This is a genomic window from Saccharopolyspora sp. ASAGF58 (assembly GCF_012277335.1).
GTDB classification, from domain to species: domain Bacteria; phylum Actinomycetota; class Actinomycetes; order Mycobacteriales; family Pseudonocardiaceae; genus Saccharopolyspora; species Saccharopolyspora hattusasensis.
On sequence record NZ_CP040605.1, the window covers coordinates 2,146,980 to 2,168,199 of the forward strand.

A 21,220-nucleotide genomic window follows, 5' to 3' on the forward strand; every position below is an offset into this window, starting at 1 on the left:
TCCGGCGGGGCTGGCCCTGCTCGCGGGTATCGACCAGTGGCCGGCGGAGCGTCTTCAACCCCGACCACCAGGGCAAGGGCCTGGCCACCGAGGCTGCCCGCGCAGTCCTCCGCCTGGGCCTCGAGGAGCTCGACCTGCACCGGATCGTCGGCAGGTGCAACGCCCTGAACACCGCCTCGGCGAAGCTGATGGAACGCCTCGCTATGCGCCGCGAGGCCCACTTCATGCAGAGCTCGATCATCAAGGGTGCCTGGCACGAGGAGTTTGTCTACGCGATCCTGCGATCCGAATGGCGGCGCCAGGACTGATCTTTCGACTGGCTCGTGCCGGCTTCCCGCGGCGGGATCTCGCGCCTGGCCGCCGACCGTCCACAGTGGTCAATCTTGGGCGGTCGGCGGATCGCGCGGATCAGTCGGAGAGGGCCTGGTAGACGGTGGTGCGGAAGTCGGTGAAGTGCTGCGACGGCGCGGCGGAGGCCATCGCGCGCTGGGTGAGCAGGATGCCGATCAGGTCCTCCGCCGGATCTCCGAAGGCGGTCGTGCCGAGGCCGCCCGACCAGCAGAACTGGCCCGGCGTGGTCGACAGGTCGACGCGGTGGGTGACGACGGCTTGGCCGAACGCCCAGCCCGCGCTCTCGCCGAGGATCGGCCGCGCATCCGCCTTCTGCTGGTCGGTGAGCTGGTCGGTGCACATCAGCGCGACGGCCGGCCGGGACAGGATCCGCTCGCGCCCGTAGCGCCCGCCGTCCAGCAGCATCCGGTAGAAGGCCAGATAGTCGTCGACGGTCGAGACGAGGCCGCCACCGCCGCCGGGGAATTTCGGCGGGCTGTCCACGGGATCGTCGCGCCGGACGAGCTCGCCGCCCGGCCCGGCCTGGTAGCTCGGCGCGAGCCGGTGCAGTTGGTCGGCGGGCACGTGGAAGCCGGTGTCGCGCATGCCGAGCGGCTCGAAGATCCGCTCCCGCAGGAAGTCCGGCAACGACTTCCCGGAGGCCCGGGCGATCAGCACGCCCAGCACGTCGGATCCGGTGTGGTAGAGCCACTGCTCGCCCGGCTGGTAGGCCAGCGGTAGTTCGCCGAGGCGGCGCATCCACTCGTCGATCGACAGGTCGACGACGTCCAGTCCTGGTGCCAGACCGGCCTCCGACAGCGCCCGGAAGATCGGTGGGTTGCCCAGGACGACGCCCAAGCCGAACCGGAAGGTCAGCAGGTCGCGCAGGGTGATCGGCCGGTTCGCGGGCACCGTCTCGTCGAGCGGCCCGTCGGGCCGGGCCAGCACCCGGCGGTCGGCCAACTCGGGCAGCAGCTCGTCGACCGGGTCGTCCAGCCGCAGCACGCACTCCTCCACGAGAATCAACGCCGCCGCCGCGGTGATCGGCTTGGTGTTCGAGGCGATTCGGAAGATCGCGTCCCGGCGCATCGGCTCGGTCCCGCCGACCGCCAGCGTGCCGAACGCCTCGATGTGCGTCTCGCCGCCTCGGCTCACCGCGGCCACCGCGCCCGGCAACTCGCCCCGGGCCACGTAGCCGTTCATCACCTCGTGCAAACGCGCCAAGCGCTGCTTCGCGAAACCCATGGTCCCTCCTACAACTCCGCCGGTCAGCTGCCGGGAGCAGTCCTGTTGGTGCAGAGGCTGTTTGGGAGCTCGTGCTGCCTGGCGGTTCCGGCGGCAGCCCCATCGGGAGCGGTCTGGTGCCGCCTCGCCAAGCGGTGTGAAGGGAACGGCCTGTACACCTCACTAGACGGCACGAACGGTCCGTTCGCTCCACACCAGCACATTCCAAAACGGCCTCTATCGCGCCAAAAGTACGCGCGGGCACCGACAAAGCGCGAGCGCCCGCCGCCCGCGGTGTTCCAGCATCGTGATCCGGGTGGTGCTCGAAGTGCTCGGCCGGGAGCCGGGCGCGCTGTCCTGGTCTCGGCGCGGTCGGCAGCGATCGCCCAATCATGCAGCCCTCACCAACACCGGGTATTGCCACCTCGGAAGCAATGCCCCAAGATTCCCGTTCAATGGTAAGGGAAGCCTGGTTCTCCACAGAGGACACTTGTCCCAGGCCTTCGGCTGGTGCCCAGCGATCGCGGAGCTCAGCGGCAGCCCGCAGGCCAGCGGCGAGCAGACTCGCCGACGGCGTCTACGACGTGCTCGGCCAGGGCCGCGCCCGCACCACCTCCACCGGCCAGCGGGTGAAGCCGCTGCAGTACAAGATCCCGGCCGGGCAGGTGTACGCGGCCGGCGAAAACGCGTCCACAAGGCGCATCATCGCCTGCTTCCTCGCCATGGCACCAAACCAAAGCGTGATCAAGCGACACCTCACCGAAGACATGACCAATGACACAACTCATCGGACTCAAGAGGCCATGGCGGCCCAAAATGCACGAGACCTGACCTGCGGGAACGCGGCGGCTCTCGAATGCCCTGGCGGCAATCCGCCCCTCCCGCGACATACTGGCGGGATGAGCGAGCGGACCCTGGGACTGATCGGATCGGCGGCCGGTGGCGTGGAGGAGATCCGCCCGGCGCTGATCGAACCCGCGATCGCCCGGGGCTGGCGGGTCGCCGCGACGCTGACTCCGACCGCGGGCTGGTGGCTGCGGGAGTTCGGCGAGACCGAGCGGATCGAGCAGGTGACCGGCCTGCCGTGCCGCGTCGAGTCCCGCTTGCCCGGCGACGGCCGCCCGCACCCGCCGATCGACTGCTACCTGGCATGTCCGGCGACTGCCAACACGGTCGTCAAACTCGCCCTCGGCATCGCCGACAACCAGGCCCTGACCACGCTCGGCGAGGCGATCGGAACCCCGGAGATCCCGGTGGTGATTTTCCCGAAGATCAACATCGCCCAGGTCCGCCACCCGGCGTGGAAGTCCCACACCGAAACCCTGCGCGAAGCCGGGGTGGAACTCCTGACCGGCGACGACTACTGGCCCCTGCATGATCCCAGGAAGAAGCAGGAGATCCCCTGGCTCCAGATCCTCGACGCGGCAGAATCCGCGGTTGCCCGGCGAATCTGACTGCGCTCGAACCGTCCCGTCGCGCGCCAGGCTGCCGAACTGTGATCGAGGACGATCTTCGAGAGTGGCTGTTGCGCAAGCTGATGCGCTGGCCTAACAACAACAGCAACAGAGCAACAACAACCCGAACAACAACGGGAATCAGAACCCGAGCAGCAACGGCCAGCAGGGCGGCCAGGGGGATCGTGCTCACCCTGTGGTGGCAATAGCGGCGAGAGTGGCAATACCGGGCAAAGCAGCGGAGGCCAAAGCACAACACCGGCAGTGGTGGAGGTGGCGGCTACGGTTCCGCCTTCCACATCAACATTGCCAACTGCTGCTGAGAGCTGCCACCCGCGCGGGTCGGCAACGCATGATCCCGCTCCCCTGGTCCATGAACTGTCCGTGCCTTCCGGTCTTGTTCGGGTACGCGACCGGAATGAGCGGGGGTTGATCTCGAACTGAATCAGCCCCCGCTTGTTCGTCAGCGGTTTGCGCCCCCGGCAGGATTCGCGGACACCCGCTTTAGGTTGTTTCCGGCGGGCTTGAGCTCGAACGATGTTGGATGCCCGCCGGGTCAGGGCAGGTGCGCGAGCACGTTGACCACCGTGCCGCTGGGGTCCTCCACGAAGAAGCGACGTACGCCCCACGGCTCGTCGGTGAGCGGATACACGACGCGCAAACCGCGGCGGACGGACTCCGCGTGCGCCGCATCAACTGCCGCCGGGTCGCCGACGTCGATCCCGAAGCGCGGCGCGGGGGTTTCCATGCCGCGTGGCGAGATGATCACTTGAGCCGTGGGGTTGTCCGGCGACCTCAGGCAGAGGACGGGATCTTCCATCGCGATCTCGAGACCGAATACCCCGACGTAGAAATCGCGCGACGCGGCGAGATCGTCCCCGTCGGCGTAGGAAAGGATTCTCCTGATCATCACCGCATTATCGTCGCCGTGCTCACCACCCGGCTTGGACGAATGGAAGCCCTGCCACCAGCGGCACACGCCCTCGAACTGGGCCAGCCCCCGCTCGTCCGTCAGCCTCGCTCCACGGCAGGATTCGGGTCCGATCTGGGAGACTTCGCTTACGGCCATTTCCGGGGTCTTCGCCGTGACCTCGACGGATTCCGGTTGTGGACGCCGGTTTTCGCCCAGAGCGGGCCCTCGTGTCACCTTCGCCAGAACAGGTGGTGGGTCACGCCGCTCGGGCTGGGCACGACCTCGAGGTGGAACCGGTCGAGCAGCTCCTCGGGCGACTCCCAGAGCCGCACCCCGGATCCGAGCTCCACCTGCGAGACCGCCACGTGCATGGTGTCGACGAGGCCGGCGTCGAGGAACTGCCGGATGGTGGTGGCCCCGCCGCCGAGCCGGACGTCCTTGCCTTGCGCCGCTTCCCGCGCCTGTTCGAGGAACCGGCCAATCATCGGTGCCGCAGACCATGCCGCAAGACTCCGCTTGCGGCACTTGTTGCTGGCGTGATCTCCACCGCCCGCACCCGCCGGTCCCCAGTCGCCGCCACCAGGTCGCACTGCACCGCGGGTGCACCAGCACGAGCAGCGGGGTTCGGCGGATCATTGCTGATCTTGCTCCGGCGAAGGACCGTCTTCACCGATGCCGGGGTGTGCCGAACGGATCGCCCCGCAGAACACGGTGCCGACGGTCGCCCGCAGCAGATCGGCCCCGGTCCGGTCGGGTTCGCGCGGCAACTGCGGGGTGAGCAGCCGCTCCAACGCGATCCCGGTAAGCAGCTCAGGCGGGCGCGAAGAACAGCCGGCTGGCCGCCTCCACGATCACGTCAGCACCCGCACCCTCGGAAACTCGGGTAACCGATCTGCGTCGTCGTCGAGCCGGGTCAGCGCGCGAGCCAGTCCCGGTAGGTGGTCTTGGCGATGACGGTGTCGTCCTTGGCGATCAAGGCGTCGCCCGAGGCGGCGGCGAACATGCCGGCGCTGTCGTCGGTGATGACGGTGCGGTGGTCACCACGGGCGGCGAGGGTGATCGTGCCCAACTCGTCGAGCGCGAAGACCTCGGGCCCGGCGACGTTGCGGGTGCCCAGCAGCGGAGCACCCACGGCGACGTCGGCCACGGCCTGGGCGACGTCGGCCGCGGCCATGGGCTGGACGCGCGTGGTGGGCAGGCGAACCGTGCTCTCGTCGGCGGTCCAGGACAGGGCTGCGTCGATGAACTCGAAGAACTGCGTGGCGCGCACGATCGAGTAAGGCACCGGGCCGGCCTTGAGGAGATCTTCCTGCAGCACCTTGGCGCGGTAGTAGACCAGGTCCGGCACCTGATCGGCCCCCACGATCGAGAGGACGACCGCGTGGCCGACGCCGGCTGCCTTGGCAGCCGCCATCAGGTTGTCCATGGTCTTCTGGAAGAACTCGAGCGAGGCGTCGTCGAAGGTCGGCGAGTTCGTCAGGTTGACGACGACGTCGGCCCCTTCCAGCGCCTCGGGCAGGCCCTGCCCGCTGAGCAGGTCCAGACCGGTGGACGGTGAGTGCGGCACCGCCTCGTGCCCGCTCGCGTTAAGGATCTTGACCACCTGCGATCCGATGAGCCCGGTCCCACCGATGACAGCGATCTTCATTTCTCCGACCTTCCCTGTTCTCGCGGTGCGGCTGAGCGCGAGTTCAGTCCGCGCGCGGTGCCCGGCGGTCCGCGCGCCGGACGAGCTCTTCGTCGTCCACGAAGGTGAGCATGGGTTGGCCCGGTTCGCAGAGCATGGTGACGGTGAAGCGCACCGGGATGTCGGCGCGGTTGTTGCCGTCCTGATAGTGGATGACGTCGCCGCCCGGCTCCCAGAACGCCTCGCCAACCCGGACGACGCGCGCCGGCTCACCCTCGAGCTCGAACACCATCTCGCCCTCCAGCACGTAGCCGAAGGCTGGGCCGGAGTGCCGGTGCGGAGGGTTGCCGGGGTCGCCCGGGGGGAACTCGACGACGATGGTCATCGCGTGCGCACCCGCCGGGATGAAGGGCGGCTCCGCCTCCTGCAGCACGGTGATCGCCGACTGCCACCCGTCCGATCGTGGCTTCTGCCCGGCGGTCGTCGACTCGATGTCCGACATGGAAAGACCTCCCTGATGGGGAACGGGGCTTCGGAAAACGCGTGCACGGACCTCCAGGTGAGGAAAGTCAGCTACCCCGCCCCACGCCGCGGGTGCCGTCGCCACCACCTCCTTGCCTGCGAGGTGCCGTGGTCGAAGTGCAGCATCGCGCCCGGCGGCGAAGGCAGAGGCGGAGGTCATCGCTGTGGTTGAGCCCTCGATTGCTCAGGACGTGGAGCCGGGAGGCCGCCGACGCCGTTGAGCGCGTCCTGGAAAGCTAGGCCCGATCGTTCTATGCACCTGAAGTGCACGCACGATCTTCAGGAAAGCCAGTAGAACGTGATCGATCCTTCGAGGTCGCCGACCCGAAGGGCGAGTTGCATGCGAGACATCTCATCCCCTTGTTTAGATGTTTGTCTAACCAGATGACGACCGCAGCTTGCCCTCTTAGTTCGATGCGCGTCAAGATAGAAGCATGTCGAAACAAGAGACGCCGGTCGACAACGCGGCCTTGTGCTGCTCGCCGGTGATGCGGGAGCCACTGACCGCAGATCAGTCGGCGGAGCTGGCTCGGGTGTTCAAGGCGATCGGTGAGCCGGTGCGGCTGCGGCTGCTGTCGCTGATCGCCTCGCACGCGGGCGGGGAGGCGTGCGTGTGCGATTTGACCGGGGCGTTCGAGCTGTCCGGACCGACGATCTCGCACCACCTCAAGGTGCTGCGCGAGGCCGGGGTAATCGAGGGCGAACGACGCGGGACCTGGATCTACTACCGCGTGCGCCCCGAGACCCTGCGGGCCGTCTCGTCCGCGCTGGTGCCCGCCGACGCCGGGACGGTCACCGCGTGACCCGGGCGGCAGAAGCGCCGGTGGTCGCGCGCTTGTCGACGCTGGACCGGTTGCTGCCGGTGTGGATCGGCGCAGCCATGGCGGCCGGTCTGCTGGCGGGGCGCTGGATCCCCGGTCTCGGCCCGGCTCTGGACTCGGTACAGGTCGATGGCATCTCGTTGCCGATCGCGCTGGGCCTGCTGGTGATGATGTACCCGGTGCTGGCCAAGGTCCGCTACGACCGGCTGGACACCGTCACCGGCGACAAGCGGCTTATGGTGTCCTCGTTGGTGCTCAACTGGGTCGTGGGCCCGGCGGTGATGTTCGCGCTGGCCTGGGTGTTCCTGCCTGACCTGCCCGAGTACCGCACCGGGCTGATCATCGTCGGCCTGGCGCGCTGTATCGCCATGGTGATCATCTGGAACGACCTCGCCTGCGGCGACCGGGAAGCCGCCGCCGTCCTGGTGGCGCTGAACTCGGTGTTCCAGGTGGTCGCGTTCGCCGGTCTCGGCTGGTTCTACCTCTCGGTCCTGCCCGGCTGGCTCGGCCTGCCACAGGTCGGGCTGGAGGTCTCGGCGTGGCAGATCGCCAAGTCCGTCCTGCTTTTCCTCGGCATCCCGCTGATCGGCGGGTACCTGACCCGCAAGCTCTGCGAACGCGCCAAAGGCCGGGACTGGTACGAAACCCGGTTCCTGCCCAAGATCGGACCCGTGGCGCTGTACGGGCTGCTGTGCACCATCGTGATCCTCTTCGCGCTGCAGGGCGACCAGATCACCAGCCGACCGGTCGATGTCGCCCGGATTGCCGTGCCGCTGCTGGCCTACTTCGCGATCATCTGGGCCGGATCGTTCGCGCTGGGCAAGGCCATCGGTTTGAACTACGAGCGGTCGGTGACGCTGTCGTTCACCGCAGCGGGCAACAACTTCGAACTCGCCATCGCGGTCGCCATCGCCACCTTCGGCGTCACCAGCGGCCAAGCCCTCGCCGGGGTCGTCGGCCCCCTGATCGAAGTGCCCGTGCTGGTCGCCCTGGTCTACGTCTCCCTGGCCGCCCGCCGATGGTTCACCACCACGCCTACCGCCCCAACCGAATCCGAGCGCGCCCGCACCGTCTGAACATCCTGGAGTGATCGTGTCCCGCACCCCCGAAGTCCTGTTCGTCTGCGTCCACAACGCCGGACGCTCCCAAATGGCCGCCGCCCTGCTGCAGCACCACGCCCAGGGCAAAGTAGCCGTGCGTTCGGCCGGATCAGCCCCGGCGCAGACCCTCAATCCCGCTGTTCTCGCAGTGATGGGCGAGCTCGGTCTCGACCTTTCGGCGGAGTTCCCAAAGAAGCTCACCACCGACGCCGTAGAAGCTGCCGACGTGGTGATCACCATGGGTTGCGGTGACTCGTGCCCGATCTTCCCCGGCAAACGCTACCTGGACTGGCAACTCGACGACCCCGCCGGAAAAGGCGTCGACGACGTCCGCGAAATCCGCGACGACATCGACCGCCGCGTCCGCGACCTGCTCGCCGAACTGACTCCCCGCACCGAGGACGACCGGTGACCGCAGCGGACCGGCCGCCGGAGGAGGAGACTGCGCCGACGAGCCTCCGACGCTGGAACTCGCGCGCGTTGAGGCGGGCCGCATCACGTTGGGGTACTCGTGATCAACCCGAGTGGCCTGGCAGCTTCCCCTACCGCCGAACACCCACCATGTTGAACATGCGTTCGAGTGCTCGCCGTGGGCGACCCGGGCGCGGGCTTCGGTTCATCGTGACTAAAGGCGATCTCCATCGCGCTTCTCGCGATGACACTCAGTCGGTTACCCTTGTGTAACAAACCGGCCAAACCCGTCATGAGTACCGTATGCCTGATGCCACGCAACACAATGTGAACGGTGCGCCGTGTCACCGAAGGCTAGACCCTGCCGAGCTCCGGAACACCCGCCTGAGGCTGCTGCGCGAAGCATACCGGCGTGGCGGAGACCACGCAGCTGTCCTGTTCGATACTGAGTTCTTGGGCGATGCCGACAAGCCGACGGTTATGGAAGCGATCCTGCGGGCTGCGCTCACGGTCGGCGGTGCTGACTTCTGTGATCTGCAAGTACACGATCGGCAAGAGGGTGCACTGCGGATCCGGGCACAGCACGGCTTCAGGCCCGCGTTCCTGAGCTTCTTCGCAAGCATCACGACCGGCCATCCCACCGCCTGCGCCAAGGCACTGGTCACCCGCACGCCTGTTCTGGTCGACGATGTCACCCGCAGCCCGATCTTCGTCGGACAGCCGACGCTGGCCCCGATTCTCGACGCCGGGATCCGCTCCGTCGCCTCGTACCCGCTACTGGACGGGGGACCGCAGCCGCTCGGTGTGCTGTCGTTGCACTACAGCCGCCCTGGGTTCGGACGCGGAGCCCCCGAACTCGTGGCACTCGGCGCCGCCACGGCACTCAAACACTTTCCTCCCGACGGAGATGGCCCCGGCCACTGGTATAACTTCACACTGTGACGGCTTCCGTCACGGCTCACCCACTTACTAACGCCGCTTCCGGCGGAGCAACATTGCAGTGCCTTGGGATCGAACCCAGAACCCGCGGATCTCGTTTCCCTGATCTACAAGGCTTTCCGTTGTCTGCCAACATCTTTGAGCGTTATTCAGGCAGCGGGTGATCACCCCAAAATAGAGCAACGACCCCAACCAGGTAAGATCGTTTTCTCCCAAAGAAGACGACTTAAAGGTAGGGCCGTTGCGTTATCAGTCTACTACAGGGCTTGCTGCTGACCAGATCGAGGAGCTTGTCGTGCGTATCTGGCAGATCGTCCAGGGTCGCGGCAAGCAACCGTGGCCTCTGACGCAGGGCAAAGGCAAGATCACTGTGTGTTGCGCCCCGCAACTTGGAGTGACAGGACGGGGAGTGTTCGTGTACGGTCGATAGCCAGTCGCAACGTGCCGCCCGGGATAGGCCGGGCATGACGCAGCAGCCACGGCCCGATCAGTCCTTCCAGCTTCGCTACATCGACATTTTCCAGTGCGCGCCGGATCGTGGACGTATCCGGGACACGGAAAAACCCGCGGAACCAGCACCATCGTCCACCTATTTTCCGCAGTAACGACGCCGGCAGATCGGCGACCTGGTCGGCGATCTGCCGGAAATTCGACGCGCCCGCCAGCACTGCGATCAACGACGCCGCGAGAAGGAACGCCAAACTGTACACACGGCCCTTCCGCTTACGGCGATCCGGCACCTTGCCGAGCAACTTCATCAGTTCCGCCAGATCGGCATCGTCACCGTCGGCGCTACCCGGAAACGACGCCCATGACGAGCCATGAGAAAATGACAACGGATGGCCTTCTTCTGGAGTTTGGTTTTTCGCGATTTCCATGATCCCAGAAGGAGGCCATCCTCCATCTCCCGGCCCAGCACGCCAACCCGGCCGGCTACCCTACGAGCCGAGTTGATCACTCCGCGCGATCTTGCCTTAGCCCTGCCTCTGACGGTGGGACTGTATCGGGCTATCGTGATCACTTTGGTGTATGTCCGACAGAATTTAAACCAGGCAGCTGTCGGCGATTTATTCGGTCTGAGCCAGCCGACTGTATCGCGGATCTATCGAGGGATTCTTCCCTTGATCGGGGAGGCATTATGTCTGCACATTCCAGATCTCAAGGATGCCATCCGTGGCCGACTCGTCCTGGTCGACGGAACCGATGTCCCGACCGGCAACCGCGCTGGTCACGAGGTCAACTACTCCGGCAAGCGCCGCCGCGCAGGCCTCAACATCCAGATCGCAGCAGATACCGATGGTGACCTGTTGGGAATATCCGCGCCGATGCGCGGCTCGATGCATGACCGCAAAGCATTCGACGAGTGCGGTTGGGAAGATCGCCTCTCGGACACCCCTACTATCGCCGACCCCGCATACCAAGGGACTCACGCGATCACTCCACGCAAGAAACCCAAGGGCGGTGAACTCTCCACAAACGACAAGGCGAACAACAAGACCATCTCCTCAATACGGTCTGCCGTCGAGCGATGCATCGCCCACGTAAAGAACTGGAAAATACTCGCCACCGGCTATCGGGGACGCCTCGCCGAACTGCCTACCATCATCCGCATTATCGCAGCGCTCGAATTCTACCGCCTTGGGTGGTAACGCTCGTGAATAACGCTCTTTGGTTACCTGCACGAATCTCAGATGCGTACTTTGCTTTGCCTGCTGAATTTTGACATTGATTGCGGATGATTCTTGCCAATTACTTGGCAACCGGGTTCAGGACCACGTACGGGGTCCCAGTGGATGCTTGCCCCCGGACAGCACCTGGAGCTTCGGCACTGCCGGGCGGAGCATCACTCGTGGAGATCTTCCTAGTCGGCCTTGATCACGTGGCCCGGGTGGAGCTTCCGAAGGCGGGAGGCAAGGCGTTGCGCCGCAGGACGCCGTGAGTGTTTGTGGGCGCTATAGCACCCACAAACACTCACGGGTGTACTTCCGCCACGCGCGGTGCCCCAACCGCTGGGCACCCCGCAGCCGACCACCACCGCGGTCTCCAGCGGCAGCGGCCTCGCCCCCATGAGAGGAGCCACCGTGCCGCTTAGAGTAGGCCGCCGACGTCGCTGTCGTTTCGGGTGACCTTGATGAATCCGGTCAGAACCCCTTGGGCATCGCGCTGGGCTGTGATCACCACGTGCGCCCAGAACTGGGTGCCGTCCTTACGCACCCGCCAGCCGTCATCGACATAAAAGCTCGCCTCGGCGGCCTGCTCCAGCTCCGCCTGCGGATACCCGGCAGCGACCAGATCCGCCGGGTAAAAAACCGAGAAGTGCCGACCGATGATCTCATCGGGCAGGTAACCCTTCATGCGCTCGGCATCCGCGTTCCAACTCGTGACCATGCCGTCCGCATCGAGCGCGAAGATCGCGTAGCGGCGATTCGTAGACGTGGCCGCCCCCTCAACTTCCAAGCTTGGTTCCAGGCTCACCAGGAACCCCGATCGTTACCTTGCCCATACTGCGCCCGGAGCGCGATCTCTTCCCGGGGCTTTCATCCTGGTTTCACCGACCTACGAGCCGCTCGCACCCCAATCCCAGCGCCCGCTGTGGCGGATGCCGCGACCACGCACCGGACATCGTTTCGTCGGTCCCAGTTTGCCCAAAAAGTGACATACTGGACATCAGAGAGATCGGGTGTGGTCCTTATGCAAGGTCGCGGCACCTCCGACCAGCAGCAGCCGTGGGGAAGCTCTAGGGCATGCGACAGCCTCGGTAACCTCGACGCAGCACTACAGGGCCATCCGGCGATCGAGCAGGCCAAGGGCATGCTGAAGCTGGCCTTCGGACTCGATGACCACGACGCACTCGAGCTGCTCGCCGGGATGTCGCACGACACCGGTACGGACATGCGTGACGTGGCTCAGACGCTTGTAGAGCGGGTCACGGGCGCAGCGAGCGCGTCGACCGTGAAGAGCGTAAGCGCCCGCGTCCTTGAGGAGTGGAACCGACTAAAGGAAACCTAACCCTGAACCTAACCCCCGCCTTGCAAAGGCGATCAAGTGCCTCGTCTACCTCAGCGGCTGATCGAACTTCGCTGGTCGACGTGCCGCTTGCGGTTAGTTGCCGTTGTTCTTCGTTGGTGTTGGTCCCCGCGTGCCCCGGATGTGCCCCATGCGCGTCCGAGGCACATTGCGCTGCGCGAATTGCCGATGGACTGACTGCCTCGCGCTTCGCACGTAACCACAAGCGGGCGACCACGCACGCAGCGGGGCCCAGCACCGTTTCTCAATGGCTCGCCCAGGCGACCAGTGGAGTCAGGACATCCGAGGTCCAGATCACCATGTCGGCGGCTTTTGCGGGGCTGCCTGCCTTCCGCTCGCGCCAGGCCGGGGCTGCCGGCCTTTCCGCTCTCGCCAGGCCGCCGTCGTTGGGCGGTCGGGACCGGTGAGCGCAGCGGGCCGCACACCCGGTCGGCCATCGACGGCTTGACCGGGCTCGCATACAGGAAGGTCAGCGGCCTCGTCCTGGCTCGCATACAGCAGGCAGGCGGCCCCGCAGGGGCCGCCTTGATGAAGTAGCGAAAGTTTAAACACACGTGAGCTGAGTCCTGGTGGTCTCGGCGCAGGCTTCTGGTTGACGCCGACGGCTATGGTGGTCACGTGGCTGCTCCCCATCCAGCATCGAACGCGAGCCCGGCTCCGCCGCCAGCTGACGCTGCGGGTATCCGGGCGTGCCTGACGCCACGAGTGGCTGCCGAGTTTGACGCGGAATGGGGGCACGTTCTCGATCGCGCGAAGCAATCACACGATCTGACCGAGGTGTTTGAGCTGCTGCACAAGTGGCGGCACCTCGCCCATGCCGAGCAAGTTGCCCCTGGCTCCTACTTTCGGCTGCTGGCCAAATCTGAGCAGATCACCAGTACCGGCCAGAATCCCGATGCCGCGCCGTTGGAGGACATGCAGGCCGTGATCCGGCAACGGCTGGGCCGCTAGGTGTATCAACTCGTTCCCGATAGCGCCGTAGTGGCGCAGGTCGCCGCATTGCCCTATGACGCCTTGGCCGCCTACGCCGACGTGCTTGAAGTCCTGCAGCTCACTCCCTGGAACGGCAAGCCACTGCACGAGGCCAATCCCGATGGCGCCGTTCGGCGCTGGGACTTCGGCCCCGGCCAAGCGGGCCAGGTGATCTACCTGATCCTCGACGAGCGGCAAGAAGTCCACCTATTGCTCGTGCAGTGGCTCGAACTCTAGGAGGAAGTGGCAGAGCCTCGTCGGTGCTTCCGGTCGATGGGCGCTTTCTCGGGTCCGCCTGACCTGGCTGCTCGTGCCAAGGACATCGTGCGGGAGAGTTGGGACGGGGCCGAACACTTTGAGCGCTGAAAGGTTTGAGCGCTGAAGGGTCGATTCCCTCGTCCGCGCTCGTGGTTGTACACCGGCCCGGTGGTTGGGGCGCTGGAGGTCAATCCCACGCGGGACACAGCTCGCATCGGGAAGAAGGCTCCTCGTTCGTTGACCTTGGAGGAACGCGTTCAATGGCTCTCTCAGCTCGAATCGGATCAGAAAACTTTCCGGTTGGGACCTTCCTGATCTGTCGCGCTTCATGCTCGCCACCGGGGTGCGTATCGGTGAGGCGCTGGCGGTCTACTGGCATGATGTTGACCTCGATGCAGGTTTGTGCTCGGTTGACTACGCCGTCGTCCGAGTCAAAGGCCAGGGGTTGATCAGGAAGTCCACCAAGACCGGATTCGGGGAGCGAACGCTACCGCTGGCCTCCTGGACTGTGGAGATGTTGCGTCGGCGGTTCGCGGAGACCGGTGCACAGGATGGCCCGGTGTACCCGGACAGTCTCGGCGGTCTTCGTGACCCGTCGAACACCCGGCGGGTGCTGCGTGAGACCCGAGGCAGTGAGGGCTTCGCCCGGGTGACTTCGCACGTGTTCCGCAAGACCGCCGCGACGATCTTGGACGAGGCGGGGTTGTCAGCACGGCTGATCGCTGACCAGTTCGGGCACTCGCGGCCGTCTATGACGCAGGATGTGTACATGGGCAGGAAGGCCGTCAGCAGGCAGACGGCGGACGTCTTGGAACGCTCCCTGGAGAGCTAGGCCGGAGCTAGGCCCGCTCGAAAGGTGCACCAAAAGTGCACCGGACGATCCCCAAACAAGAAACCCCAGGTCTGTGACCTGGGGTTTTGGTGGGTCGCCTGGGGATCGAACCCAGAACCCGCGGATTAAAAGTCCGCTGCTCTGCCAGTTGAGCTAACGACCCGCGTGTATAAGGTTACAAGGTCCGGTCGATCTTGTGCGGTGATGGTCGCAGCTTCTTCGCCGATGAAGATCACACTGCGGGCGGATCACCCGTCGGCGCGTAAGGGTTTCCCCTCCCTCCGCCCGTTCCGCGCGGCGGACCCGCCGGGCGAGTCACTCCCGGCTGATGTCGCAGATCGTCCACTGGCGGGGTGGGGCGCGGTGCCCTCCGAAGGCCCCGGACAGCGCTGCCGACCCGACCGAACGAGATCGGTCGGCATCTGATCTGCAGGTCAGAACATGGTTGATTTTTCTCCACATCGCTCGGAGCAACCTCGGCTCCAGACGCACGTCTTCAGGACGAAAGCGAGAAACGCTCAAGGGCTAGACGAAAGGGAACAGCATGTTGGTCAACCGGACTCGGACGTTGGGCGCGATCGCTGGACTGCTCGGCGGTGCTCTGCTCGCCGGATGTGGTCAGCCGGCAGCGGCCCCGGCTGCGCAGGACGGCGCCACCCAGGCCGCCGGGGTCGCACCCGGTGGATCACCGATCCAGGCCGGCGGCTCCACCAGCACCCACAGCGATCAGCAGCGCACCGACGGCGACGACAGCCGCCAGACCGCGAGCACCGACGCCAACCGGCAGCCCACCAGCACCAACGGCGCACGTCAGCCCACCGGCACCGAGTGCTCCGCCAAGGACTTCAAGGTGGACCTCAACGTCCAGCCCAGCCGGCCCGGCGTCTTGCTGATGGCCGTGTCGAACACGTCCCAAAAGGTTTGCAAGCTCAACGGCTGGGCGGCCGTCGCGCCCGTGGACATGTCCGGCGCCCCGCACACCGACGTACCGGTCCAGAAGGTCGAGATCCCGGGCGGTCCGACGGAGTTCAGCCTCAACCCGGGCCAGACCGGCTTCGCCGGGGTGCTCATCGAGCGGGGTGACAAGGCCGACCCGGACACCGTGGTCGCGACCGGCTTCAACGTCACCCTGCCGGGCGCTGGCGGGCCGGTGAACGCGAACATCATCGGCACGGACGGCACCCAGACCGGCAACGGCAGCCTCTACGCCGAGTTCCCGGTCAAGGCGGTGAAGGTCGGCACCCTCCAGCCCGTCTCCCAGGGCGTCACCGTCTTCGACTGATCCGAACGGTGCGAGGCGCCCTCGGTCGAGTTGCCCGGCCGGGGGCGCCTCACTTCGGTCAGGCGGCCGTACAGGTGGCGCGGCTCTGGGAGGCCGCGATGTGGGCGCCCTCGCCGTCGGCTCCGCCAGTCCTTGCCGCAGTTGTGCGGCTTGCCCGACAGCTTGCCCTGGTCGATGGCATACTCCCCGAGGTCCACCCACTTGCCCCGGTTGGCGACCTGCTTGATGTCCTCCACCCCGACGACGTTCGCGCCGCCCTGCTCGAAGGAGTTGAAGACTCGAGTAGTGTGCGCGGCGGTCGCTCCGACGTTGCGGCGGTCGCTGTCGTTCGGGATGTAGACCGAGGGCTTGCAGCTGCCGACCGTCGCCCTGTCCGACACGTCGAAGGACCGCTTGGCGAAGGTGCCGGTGTCGGACGTGCCAGCATTGGCAGGACATGGGCTTCGCGTCGAAGGTGTCCCGGCAGCCACCGGTCGCCTGCGCCGCCGTTTCGGATGTACCAGCCCTCGGTGCCGTCCGCGCAGGAGTGTCGTCGTCGTTCTGGAGGAGGCCGGCGATCAGCAGCGGGACGCACAACAGCACCAGACCCGCCACGCCCGCGGCGGCCACGACCGGCTTGGACACCCGGTTTCCGGGACGTGCCGGGACGTCGGCGGACTTGGCGGTCTTCGCCGCGGCTACGGGCTTGGCCTGCGTCTTGGTCGCGGTCGCCGTCGCGGTTTCCGCCTCGACCGGCCGTGGCCTCGCCGGCCCCGGCGTCGGCGACCGGCTCGGCCAGGGCGAATTCCATGACGGCGGGCATCATCTCGGTGTCCGCGTTGGATTTCCACAGCTCGCGTTCGGCCAGGTAGGCGACGCTGCTCTCGCTGGCGCCGTAGGCCTTTTCGCAGGGTGGTCACCGTCAGTGGGCTGATCTTCGCTGCCGCTCGGGCTCATCTCTCGCTTCCCATCGGTTGAGTCTTCCCACCCGCACCATCGCCAGCCACTTCCGCCGGGTCGGGATGCGCGGTTCGCGCTGCGGAGCCGTCTAGTCGGAGCGGATCGCCACCAGGCCTTGCACTGAGCGTCGTCAAGATCAAGCGGCAGGACAAGTAACCCAATACAGGGACAGGCGTCAACGAAAGCGCGCCTCGGTGTTCGGAACTCGCAAGGGTTCCGGGCGGGGTGTGGCGCGACGCAGGCGGAATCGGTTCATCTTGACGCATGGCACTTTCCCCATTGGACGGTCCGACTGGCGGCTACCGCAACGCACCCACCGCGGCACCGGGAGTCGGGTACGAGTCGGTAACGCCGTCGGCGTGGACACCACCTGCCGGTGGTGTGCTTTCCTTCGACCGAACCCAGCTGCGGCGCGCGGTCGCGTTGTTCCAAGCAGCCGCAGCATCTGCCAGAAGCGCAGCCGGAAAGGCGCCGCGGGTCGCAGGACAGGGCCTGTCTCCGTGGGGAGGTGATCCGCTGGGGTCAGCGTTCGGCAGCAACTACCAGGACCCGGCCGAACAGGCCTGCACAGCCCTGGACGAACTGTCCGACCTGCTCGACGGCGTCGTCGATCGGCTCGCCGCCGTCGGGCGGAACTTCGCCGAAACCGAAGCGCAGAGCGTCGAGCTCGCCCAGAAGTCGCAGGTCGATGGCCGCAACTGAGGTACCGCCCAATGTCCAACGCCTGCTGGAGGTCCTGGTCGGCAACGACTGGCCGGAAGGCGACCCGGACGACCTGCGTGCGATGGCCACCAGCTGGTGCGAGGTCGCCGAGCACCTGAACGGCGTTGTCGATTTCGTCAACAAAGGCGCGGCGCGGGTTGCTCTCGCGCTGACCGGGGAGACCGCGGAATCGTTCCGTGCGTTCATCGCGCCGTTCCTCGGCGATGACGGCTACCTGCCGCAAATGATTCTGGCAGCCTCCGGCTTCGCCGACGCGCTGGAAGGGATGGCGCTGGCGATCGAGACGCTGCGGATCATCATCATCGAGCTGCTGGTCATCCTGGCAATCGATATCGCGGCGCTGATCGCCGCCGCGGTGGTCACCTTCGGCGCCTCGATGGCCCTCATCCCGGCGAAGATGGCCGCCACCCGGACGACGCTCACGACTGTTCTCCGAAAGGCGATCACCGAGTTGCTGGCCCACCTGGCGAGCTCGGTGTTCGACCAGGTCGCGGTCACCTTCTTCGCACAGTTCATCCAGATCTGCCAGAGAAAGCGGAAGGGCTTCGACGGCGGGATGCTGGCGATCGCCGCGCAGAACGGAGCGGTCGGTGGAGCGGTCGGCGTCGGCGCGGGGGCACTGGGCAACGCGATCAAGGTCAGCGGTGCGAAGGCGCTCAGCGGCGAGGTACCCGGAACGCACCTGTTCGACGGATCGGCCGCGAACACCTGGCAAGGCGCAACGGCCAGGTTCGGAGCCAACCTGCCGGTGCACGCGGCATGGGGCTCGGCCGTCGGCGCGGCGGAAGCGGCAGCGCAGGACGCCGCATCGGGCGCGAGCGGGGACGAGGTGTACGGCGCGGAGAACGGTGCGTTCATCGGAGCGGTGGACGCGGCGAGGGGATCGTTCAACCCGCACGGGAAGTTCTCCACGTCGACAGGCGTCTACCTGGACAAAGCCCTGAACATCCCATGGCGGGACAAGGACACGTCCCAGCCCGGCCCGAACCCGAGCGAATCCCCGTCCCGCCCCAACACCCCGGTCCCGACGACATCGGAACCGCCGAAGCTCCCGGGAGCACCCAAGGAGGACTGGACCGCCTGGACCGGCGAAACCATCGAAGCGCTGAACCGCTAGCCACCTGACGCCGTTGAGGGTCGTGAGTGCTTGATCCGGCAAGAACCGGTTTTCGCACTCACGACCCCATCGCACGTGGCGACGGCCAGGACCTTACTGCTGGAACCGGGCGGCCTTGACGGCAGCGACGAACGTCGACCACTGCGCGCGATCGGCGGTGAAGTACCCGGCGGCGCGGTCCTTGCTGTCCCGGACCGCCGCGCCGTCTTGGATCCGGCCAACCTCTAAGCACGCAGTGTTGTTGCTGGAGTAACGGGACTTGCGCCATCCAGTCGGCTGTTCCATCACTGTGCGTTCTCCTCGGCTCTAACGGTGCATGCAGCGATTAACTCCATCGAGTCGCCGGGAGTCATCGATGCAGCCCGGAGGGTACTCAGTGCTTCCGAATAGGTGGTTACGACACCAGGTGAGGTGAGGAACGCGGCGAAGCCGAGGTGCTCAAGATGCACCAGTGGCGGCGCCTTCGGGAACTCGAACAGCATGAACTGGCCGCTGTGCGCTGGCGTCCATCGCGGCGGCAGCATCGAGACGATCCGAATGGTCACGTTGCTGAGTTCCGCGATCTTCTGCATGTGGCGGTACTGGTCGGCCATCGCCTCGGGACCCACGATTGGTGCGGTCAAGGCACTTTCCAAAATCAGGGCCTCAAAGGTAGGAGCCTTCCGCGAGCTGAGGATATCTCGTCTGGAAGCACGCATCGCAACACGCGTTTCGAGTTCGCTCGGGGACCAGTCGACCATGACAGCGCGGGTGTACTCCGGTGTCTGCAGGAGCCCTGCCCTCGCAGGAACTTTAGCGCCGCATCCTGGAAGCCCTGGACTAGGCTCCACTCAAGACATCAACATTGTCCACAATGGATTATTCGTTGCCGGCGAAAACAGGCCCGAACCATGAACATCACAAACTGCCTTCGGCGTCACCGCACTTGCCCGAAAGGGCAAGTCGATATGTTGATTCGCAACCACGTTATGGCATGCACGTCTTCAGGGATGAGAGATTGCGAAGCGCTCGGTGCGCACTACGAAGGGATTCACCATGATACTCAACGAGACTCGGACGATCGGCGCAATCGCCGGACTGTTCACCGGGGCGCTCCTACTCGCCGGATGTGGTCAGTCGACGCAGGCTCCCGTGCCTTCTTCGGGCGGCGTCAGCACGCCCGCTCCGGCCGCTGGAATCCCCGCCGGCGATTCGAGCAGCACGCCGGCGAACGAGCCGGCTCCCTGGACCCACGCGGGCGGCCATCAGATCGACAACCCCGACTGCACGGCGTCGGACATGAAGGTCGACCTGCAGACCCAGCCGAGCCGCCCCGGCGTCCTTCTGATGGCCGTGACGAACAAGTCGGAGAAGACCTGCGACGTCAGCGGCTGGGCGGACATCACCCCCACCAACATGTCCGGCGCGGACTCCAAGATCCCGGTGGAGAAGGTCAAGATCCCGGGCGGCCCGACGCAGTTCGAGCTCGCCCCGGGCAAAACCGCGTTCGCCGGAGTGCTCCTCAACCTCGGCGACAAGGGCGCCGACGTGACCGTCACCGGCTTCCAGGTCACCGTGCCGGGTGCCGCTGGCACGGTGGACGCCAGCTTCCTCGACACCGCGGGCAAGAGCGTCGATCCCCAGATCCCGCTGAAGTCGTTGAAGGTCGGTACCCTCCAGCCCGTCGCCCAGGGCGTCACCGCGTTCTGATTCGATGACACCAGCGAGGCGCACCCGCGACCGGGCGATCCGTCGCGGGTGCCTCGTTTTGTCCGTCGGATCAGGTTGGGGTGCAGGCGACGCAGCGTGATCGCCGGTTCTGCGATTCGTCGAACGTCGAAGTCCACATCGGACACTGCAGCACCGCACTTCCCGGAACTCCAGCGCCGCATCCCGGAAGCCCTCCGCCACCTCTAGCGGCACCTGCCCCGGGCCCGAACGCCGATGCTCCGACCTGCGGCGGACGAGCCCTGCGGGCCGGTCGGTGCGCCCCCTCCCCAGGCACCGACCGACACGGCCTCAGCGCCGGGACAGCACCCACCACGCCCGCACGGCGGCGAAAACGAGGATCGCGGCACCGACCACGCTGGTGACTTGCACGCCGAAGGTGAAGGCGTGCGCCGCCGACTCCTGCAGCGCGATACCCTGCTCCACCGGCAGCTCGTTCGCCACCGACAACGCTCCGCCCAGGGTGTCCCGCACTGTGTCCACAATGGATTCCGGGATCCCGGCGAGATCGACTTTCCCGCCGGTGGCGGCGGTCAGCACGCTGCCGAGGATCGCGGTGCCCATCGCGGCGCCCAGCTCGTAGCCGGTCTCCGAGATCGCCGACGCCGCGCCCGCGTTCTCGGGGGCGACGCTGTTCATGATCGTGTCGTTGGTCGCGGTCTCGGTGATGCCCGCGCCCAGGCCGACGACCATGAACGCCACGACCACCAACCAGACCCCGTCCTGCGCCGGGAGCAGCACCATCAGCAGGTAGCCGAGCGACGTCGCGAGGATCGCCGCACCCAGCAGCTCGGCCAGCCGGACCCGGCGGATCAGCCGGACGGCCAGCAGCGACCCGACCACCGACAGCGCGATGCCCGGCAGCAGCGCGAACCCCGCGCGCAGCGGGCTCATGCCCAGCACGAGCTGCAGGTACTGGGTCATGAAGAAAACCGAGATCAGCAGCACCGGGAGCAGGAGGGCGCCGAGCGCCGCCCATTGCTTGCGGGTAATCCGAGGCGAATTCAGTTTGATCATCTTCT

The 21,220-nt window shown here is 66.3% G+C and carries 26 protein-coding genes, 1 tRNA gene and 2 pseudogenes; 15 read left to right on the plus strand and 14 right to left on the minus strand.

Features of this window, described 5'->3' with window-relative positions; all coding sequences use genetic code 11:
* Window positions 1-50 precede the first annotated feature (50 nt).
* Window positions 51-308: pseudogene (locus FDZ84_RS10040) on the plus strand (GNAT family N-acetyltransferase); the annotation flags it as partial.
* 100 nt (window positions 309-408) lie between these two features.
* Here the strand turns inward: FDZ84_RS10040 and FDZ84_RS10045 are convergent.
* Window positions 409-1,575 carry a serine hydrolase gene (locus tag FDZ84_RS10045; protein ID WP_168585676.1) on the minus strand — a complete coding sequence of 389 codons (1,167 nt, stop codon included), beginning with the start codon at window positions 1,573-1,575 and terminating at the stop codon, window positions 409-411.
* Between the two features lie 556 nt (window positions 1,576-2,131).
* Complete coding sequence (locus FDZ84_RS10050) at window positions 2,132-2,278, minus strand: hypothetical protein (RefSeq protein ID WP_168585677.1); 147 nt, start codon at window positions 2,276-2,278, stop codon at window positions 2,132-2,134.
* 175 nt (window positions 2,279-2,453) lie between these two features.
* Here FDZ84_RS10050 and FDZ84_RS10055 point away from each other — a divergent pair, with 175 nt between their 5' ends.
* Window positions 2,454-3,008 (plus strand): flavoprotein, encoded by a 555-nt coding sequence (locus FDZ84_RS10055; protein ID WP_168585678.1) that lies wholly within the window; start codon window positions 2,454-2,456, stop codon window positions 3,006-3,008.
* Window positions 3,009-3,564: 556 nt separating this feature from the next.
* Here FDZ84_RS10055 and FDZ84_RS10060 read toward each other — a convergent pair.
* The 5 genes and pseudogenes from FDZ84_RS10060 to FDZ84_RS10080 form a co-directional block, all read right to left on the minus strand.
* A complete protein-coding gene (locus FDZ84_RS10060) occupies window positions 3,565-3,987 on the minus strand; it encodes a VOC family protein (RefSeq protein WP_371812822.1) in 423 nt (140 codons plus the stop codon).
* Window positions 3,988-4,151: 164 nt separating this feature from the next.
* A pseudogene (locus FDZ84_RS10065) lies at window positions 4,152-4,391 on the minus strand (dihydrofolate reductase family protein); the annotation flags it as partial.
* Between the two features lie 162 nt (window positions 4,392-4,553).
* Window positions 4,554-4,712 carry a hypothetical protein gene (locus FDZ84_RS10070; RefSeq protein WP_168585679.1) on the minus strand — a complete coding sequence of 53 codons (159 nt, stop codon included), beginning with the start codon at window positions 4,710-4,712 and terminating at the stop codon, window positions 4,554-4,556.
* A gap of 122 nt (window positions 4,713-4,834) precedes the next feature.
* Window positions 4,835-5,569 (minus strand): SDR family oxidoreductase, encoded by a 735-nt coding sequence (locus FDZ84_RS10075; protein WP_168585680.1) that lies wholly within the window; start codon window positions 5,567-5,569, stop codon window positions 4,835-4,837.
* 43 nt (window positions 5,570-5,612) lie between these two features.
* Entirely contained in the window at window positions 5,613-6,050 is a 438-nt protein-coding gene (locus FDZ84_RS10080) for a cupin domain-containing protein (protein ID WP_168585681.1), read from the minus strand.
* 454 nt (window positions 6,051-6,504) lie between these two features.
* Between FDZ84_RS10080 and FDZ84_RS10085 the strand changes: the two genes are divergently transcribed.
* The 4 genes from FDZ84_RS10085 to FDZ84_RS10100 all read left to right on the plus strand — a co-directional run bounded on the left by FDZ84_RS10085 (window position 6,505) and on the right by FDZ84_RS10100 (window position 9,344).
* Window positions 6,505-6,873, plus strand: coding sequence for a helix-turn-helix transcriptional regulator (locus FDZ84_RS10085; protein ID WP_168585682.1), 369 nt, complete (start codon window positions 6,505-6,507; stop codon window positions 6,871-6,873).
* Complete coding sequence (gene arsB, locus FDZ84_RS10090; protein ID WP_168585683.1) at window positions 6,870-7,967, plus strand: ACR3 family arsenite efflux transporter; 1,098 nt, start codon at window positions 6,870-6,872, stop codon at window positions 7,965-7,967. The genes FDZ84_RS10085 and arsB overlap by 4 nt, the downstream gene beginning before the upstream one ends.
* 16 nt (window positions 7,968-7,983) lie before the next feature.
* Window positions 7,984-8,403 carry an arsenate reductase ArsC gene (locus FDZ84_RS10095; RefSeq protein WP_168585684.1) on the plus strand — a complete coding sequence of 140 codons (420 nt, stop codon included), beginning with the start codon at window positions 7,984-7,986 and terminating at the stop codon, window positions 8,401-8,403.
* Between the two features lie 452 nt (window positions 8,404-8,855).
* Window positions 8,856-9,344, plus strand: coding sequence for a GAF domain-containing protein (locus tag FDZ84_RS10100; protein ID WP_168585685.1), 489 nt, complete (start codon window positions 8,856-8,858; stop codon window positions 9,342-9,344).
* 362 nt (window positions 9,345-9,706) lie between these two features.
* On the opposite strand, the gene FDZ84_RS10105 is transcribed toward FDZ84_RS10100, so the two are convergent.
* Entirely contained in the window at window positions 9,707-10,219 is a 513-nt protein-coding gene (locus tag FDZ84_RS10105; protein WP_168585686.1) for a transposase family protein, read from the minus strand.
* A 72-nt stretch (window positions 10,220-10,291) separates the two neighbouring features.
* Here FDZ84_RS10105 and FDZ84_RS10110 point away from each other — a divergent pair, with 72 nt between their 5' ends.
* Entirely contained in the window at window positions 10,292-10,990 is a 699-nt protein-coding gene (locus tag FDZ84_RS10110) for a transposase (RefSeq protein ID WP_246868910.1), read from the plus strand.
* 439 nt (window positions 10,991-11,429) lie between these two features.
* Here the strand turns inward: FDZ84_RS10110 and FDZ84_RS10115 are convergent, their stop codons facing one another.
* On the minus strand, window positions 11,430-11,798 hold the full coding sequence (locus FDZ84_RS10115) for a PAS domain-containing protein (protein ID WP_246868911.1): 369 nt from the start codon (window positions 11,796-11,798) through the stop codon (window positions 11,430-11,432).
* Between the two features lie 234 nt (window positions 11,799-12,032).
* On the opposite strand from FDZ84_RS10115, the gene FDZ84_RS10120 reads away from it, so the two are divergent.
* From FDZ84_RS10120 to FDZ84_RS10135, 4 genes are all read left to right on the plus strand, one after another.
* Entirely contained in the window at window positions 12,033-12,350 is a 318-nt protein-coding gene (locus FDZ84_RS10120; protein ID WP_246869149.1) for an ANTAR domain-containing protein, read from the plus strand.
* A 636-nt stretch (window positions 12,351-12,986) separates the two neighbouring features.
* The gene (locus tag FDZ84_RS10125) at window positions 12,987-13,319 is read left to right on the plus strand and encodes a DUF6247 family protein (RefSeq protein ID WP_168585688.1); all 333 of its coding nucleotides are present in this window, start codon (window positions 12,987-12,989) and stop codon (window positions 13,317-13,319) included.
* Entirely contained in the window at window positions 13,320-13,577 is a 258-nt protein-coding gene (locus tag FDZ84_RS10130; protein ID WP_168585689.1) for a hypothetical protein, read from the plus strand.
* Between the two features lie 349 nt (window positions 13,578-13,926).
* Window positions 13,927-14,430, plus strand: a complete 504-nt coding sequence (locus tag FDZ84_RS10135; protein ID WP_371812825.1) for a site-specific integrase — start codon at window positions 13,927-13,929, stop codon at window positions 14,428-14,430.
* A gap of 87 nt (window positions 14,431-14,517) precedes the next feature.
* On the opposite strand, the gene FDZ84_RS10140 is transcribed toward FDZ84_RS10135, so the two are convergent.
* Window positions 14,518-14,593 (minus strand) — tRNA-Lys (locus tag FDZ84_RS10140).
* A 381-nt stretch (window positions 14,594-14,974) separates the two neighbouring features.
* On the opposite strand from FDZ84_RS10140, the gene FDZ84_RS40350 reads away from it, so the two are divergent.
* Window positions 14,975-15,712, plus strand: coding sequence for a DUF4232 domain-containing protein (locus FDZ84_RS40350; protein ID WP_168585690.1), 738 nt, complete (start codon window positions 14,975-14,977; stop codon window positions 15,710-15,712).
* On the opposite strand, the gene FDZ84_RS10150 is transcribed toward FDZ84_RS40350, so the two are convergent.
* On the minus strand, window positions 15,634-16,182 hold the full coding sequence (locus FDZ84_RS10150; RefSeq protein WP_168585691.1) for a hypothetical protein: 549 nt from the start codon (window positions 16,180-16,182) through the stop codon (window positions 15,634-15,636). The genes FDZ84_RS40350 and FDZ84_RS10150 overlap by 79 nt on opposite strands.
* Window positions 16,183-16,915: 733 nt before the next feature.
* Between FDZ84_RS10150 and FDZ84_RS10155 the strand changes: the two genes are divergently transcribed.
* Entirely contained in the window at window positions 16,916-17,353 is a 438-nt protein-coding gene (locus tag FDZ84_RS10155; RefSeq protein WP_168585692.1) for a hypothetical protein, read from the plus strand.
* A complete protein-coding gene (locus tag FDZ84_RS10160; protein WP_168585693.1) occupies window positions 17,340-18,491 on the plus strand; it encodes a hypothetical protein in 1,152 nt (383 codons plus the stop codon). The genes FDZ84_RS10155 and FDZ84_RS10160 overlap by 14 nt, the downstream gene beginning before the upstream one ends.
* Window positions 18,492-18,584: 93 nt before the next feature.
* Here the strand turns inward: FDZ84_RS10160 and FDZ84_RS10165 are convergent, their stop codons facing one another.
* The gene (locus FDZ84_RS10165) at window positions 18,585-18,776 is read right to left on the minus strand and encodes a DUF397 domain-containing protein (protein ID WP_210435499.1); all 192 of its coding nucleotides are present in this window, start codon (window positions 18,774-18,776) and stop codon (window positions 18,585-18,587) included.
* Window positions 18,776-19,321 carry a DUF5753 domain-containing protein gene (locus FDZ84_RS10170; protein ID WP_256413675.1) on the minus strand — a complete coding sequence of 182 codons (546 nt, stop codon included), beginning with the start codon at window positions 19,319-19,321 and terminating at the stop codon, window positions 18,776-18,778. Before FDZ84_RS10170 ends, FDZ84_RS10165 begins: the two co-directional genes overlap by 1 nt.
* A 205-nt stretch (window positions 19,322-19,526) precedes the next feature.
* On the opposite strand from FDZ84_RS10170, the gene FDZ84_RS10175 reads away from it, so the two are divergent.
* Window positions 19,527-20,180 (plus strand): DUF4232 domain-containing protein, encoded by a 654-nt coding sequence (locus FDZ84_RS10175; protein ID WP_168585696.1) that lies wholly within the window; start codon window positions 19,527-19,529, stop codon window positions 20,178-20,180.
* A 309-nt stretch (window positions 20,181-20,489) separates the two neighbouring features.
* Here FDZ84_RS10175 and FDZ84_RS10180 read toward each other — a convergent pair whose 3' ends face one another.
* Window positions 20,490-21,215, minus strand: a complete 726-nt coding sequence (locus FDZ84_RS10180; RefSeq protein WP_246868914.1) for an MFS transporter — start codon at window positions 21,213-21,215, stop codon at window positions 20,490-20,492.
* Window positions 21,216-21,220: the final 5 nt, after the last annotated feature.

Bases quoted from the DNA above. Each gene is read 5' to 3' on its own strand.
- FDZ84_RS10080 (WP_168585681.1), bottom strand. From the start codon at position 6,050: ATGTCGGACATCGAGTCGACGACCGCCGGGCAGAAGCCACGATCGGAC.
- FDZ84_RS10075 (WP_168585680.1), bottom strand. From the start codon at position 5,569: ATGAAGATCGCTGTCATCGGTGGGACCGGGCTCATCGGATCGCAGGTG.
- FDZ84_RS10155 (WP_168585692.1), top strand. From the start codon at position 16,916: ATGGCACTTTCCCCATTGGACGGTCCGACTGGCGGCTACCGCAACGCA.
- FDZ84_RS10045 (WP_168585676.1), bottom strand. From the start codon at position 1,575: ATGGGTTTCGCGAAGCAGCGCTTGGCGCGTTTGCACGAGGTGATGAAC.
- FDZ84_RS10160 (WP_168585693.1), top strand. From the start codon at position 17,340: ATGGCCGCAACTGAGGTACCGCCCAATGTCCAACGCCTGCTGGAGGTC.
- FDZ84_RS10085 (WP_168585682.1), top strand. From the start codon at position 6,505: ATGTCGAAACAAGAGACGCCGGTCGACAACGCGGCCTTGTGCTGCTCG.
- FDZ84_RS10135 (WP_371812825.1), top strand. From the start codon at position 13,927: ATGCTCGCCACCGGGGTGCGTATCGGTGAGGCGCTGGCGGTCTACTGG.
- FDZ84_RS10050 (WP_168585677.1), bottom strand. From the start codon at position 2,278: ATGGCGAGGAAGCAGGCGATGATGCGCCTTGTGGACGCGTTTTCGCCG.
- FDZ84_RS10180 (WP_246868914.1), bottom strand. From the start codon at position 21,215: ATGATCAAACTGAATTCGCCTCGGATTACCCGCAAGCAATGGGCGGCG.
- FDZ84_RS10120 (WP_246869149.1), top strand. From the start codon at position 12,033: ATGCAAGGTCGCGGCACCTCCGACCAGCAGCAGCCGTGGGGAAGCTCT.
- FDZ84_RS10055 (WP_168585678.1), top strand. From the start codon at position 2,454: ATGAGCGAGCGGACCCTGGGACTGATCGGATCGGCGGCCGGTGGCGTG.
- FDZ84_RS10175 (WP_168585696.1), top strand. From the start codon at position 19,527: ATGATACTCAACGAGACTCGGACGATCGGCGCAATCGCCGGACTGTTC.
- FDZ84_RS10105 (WP_168585686.1), bottom strand. From the start codon at position 10,219: ATGGAAATCGCGAAAAACCAAACTCCAGAAGAAGGCCATCCGTTGTCA.
- FDZ84_RS40350 (WP_168585690.1), top strand. From the start codon at position 14,975: ATGTTGGTCAACCGGACTCGGACGTTGGGCGCGATCGCTGGACTGCTC.
- FDZ84_RS10165 (WP_210435499.1), bottom strand. From the start codon at position 18,776: ATGGAACAGCCGACTGGATGGCGCAAGTCCCGTTACTCCAGCAACAAC.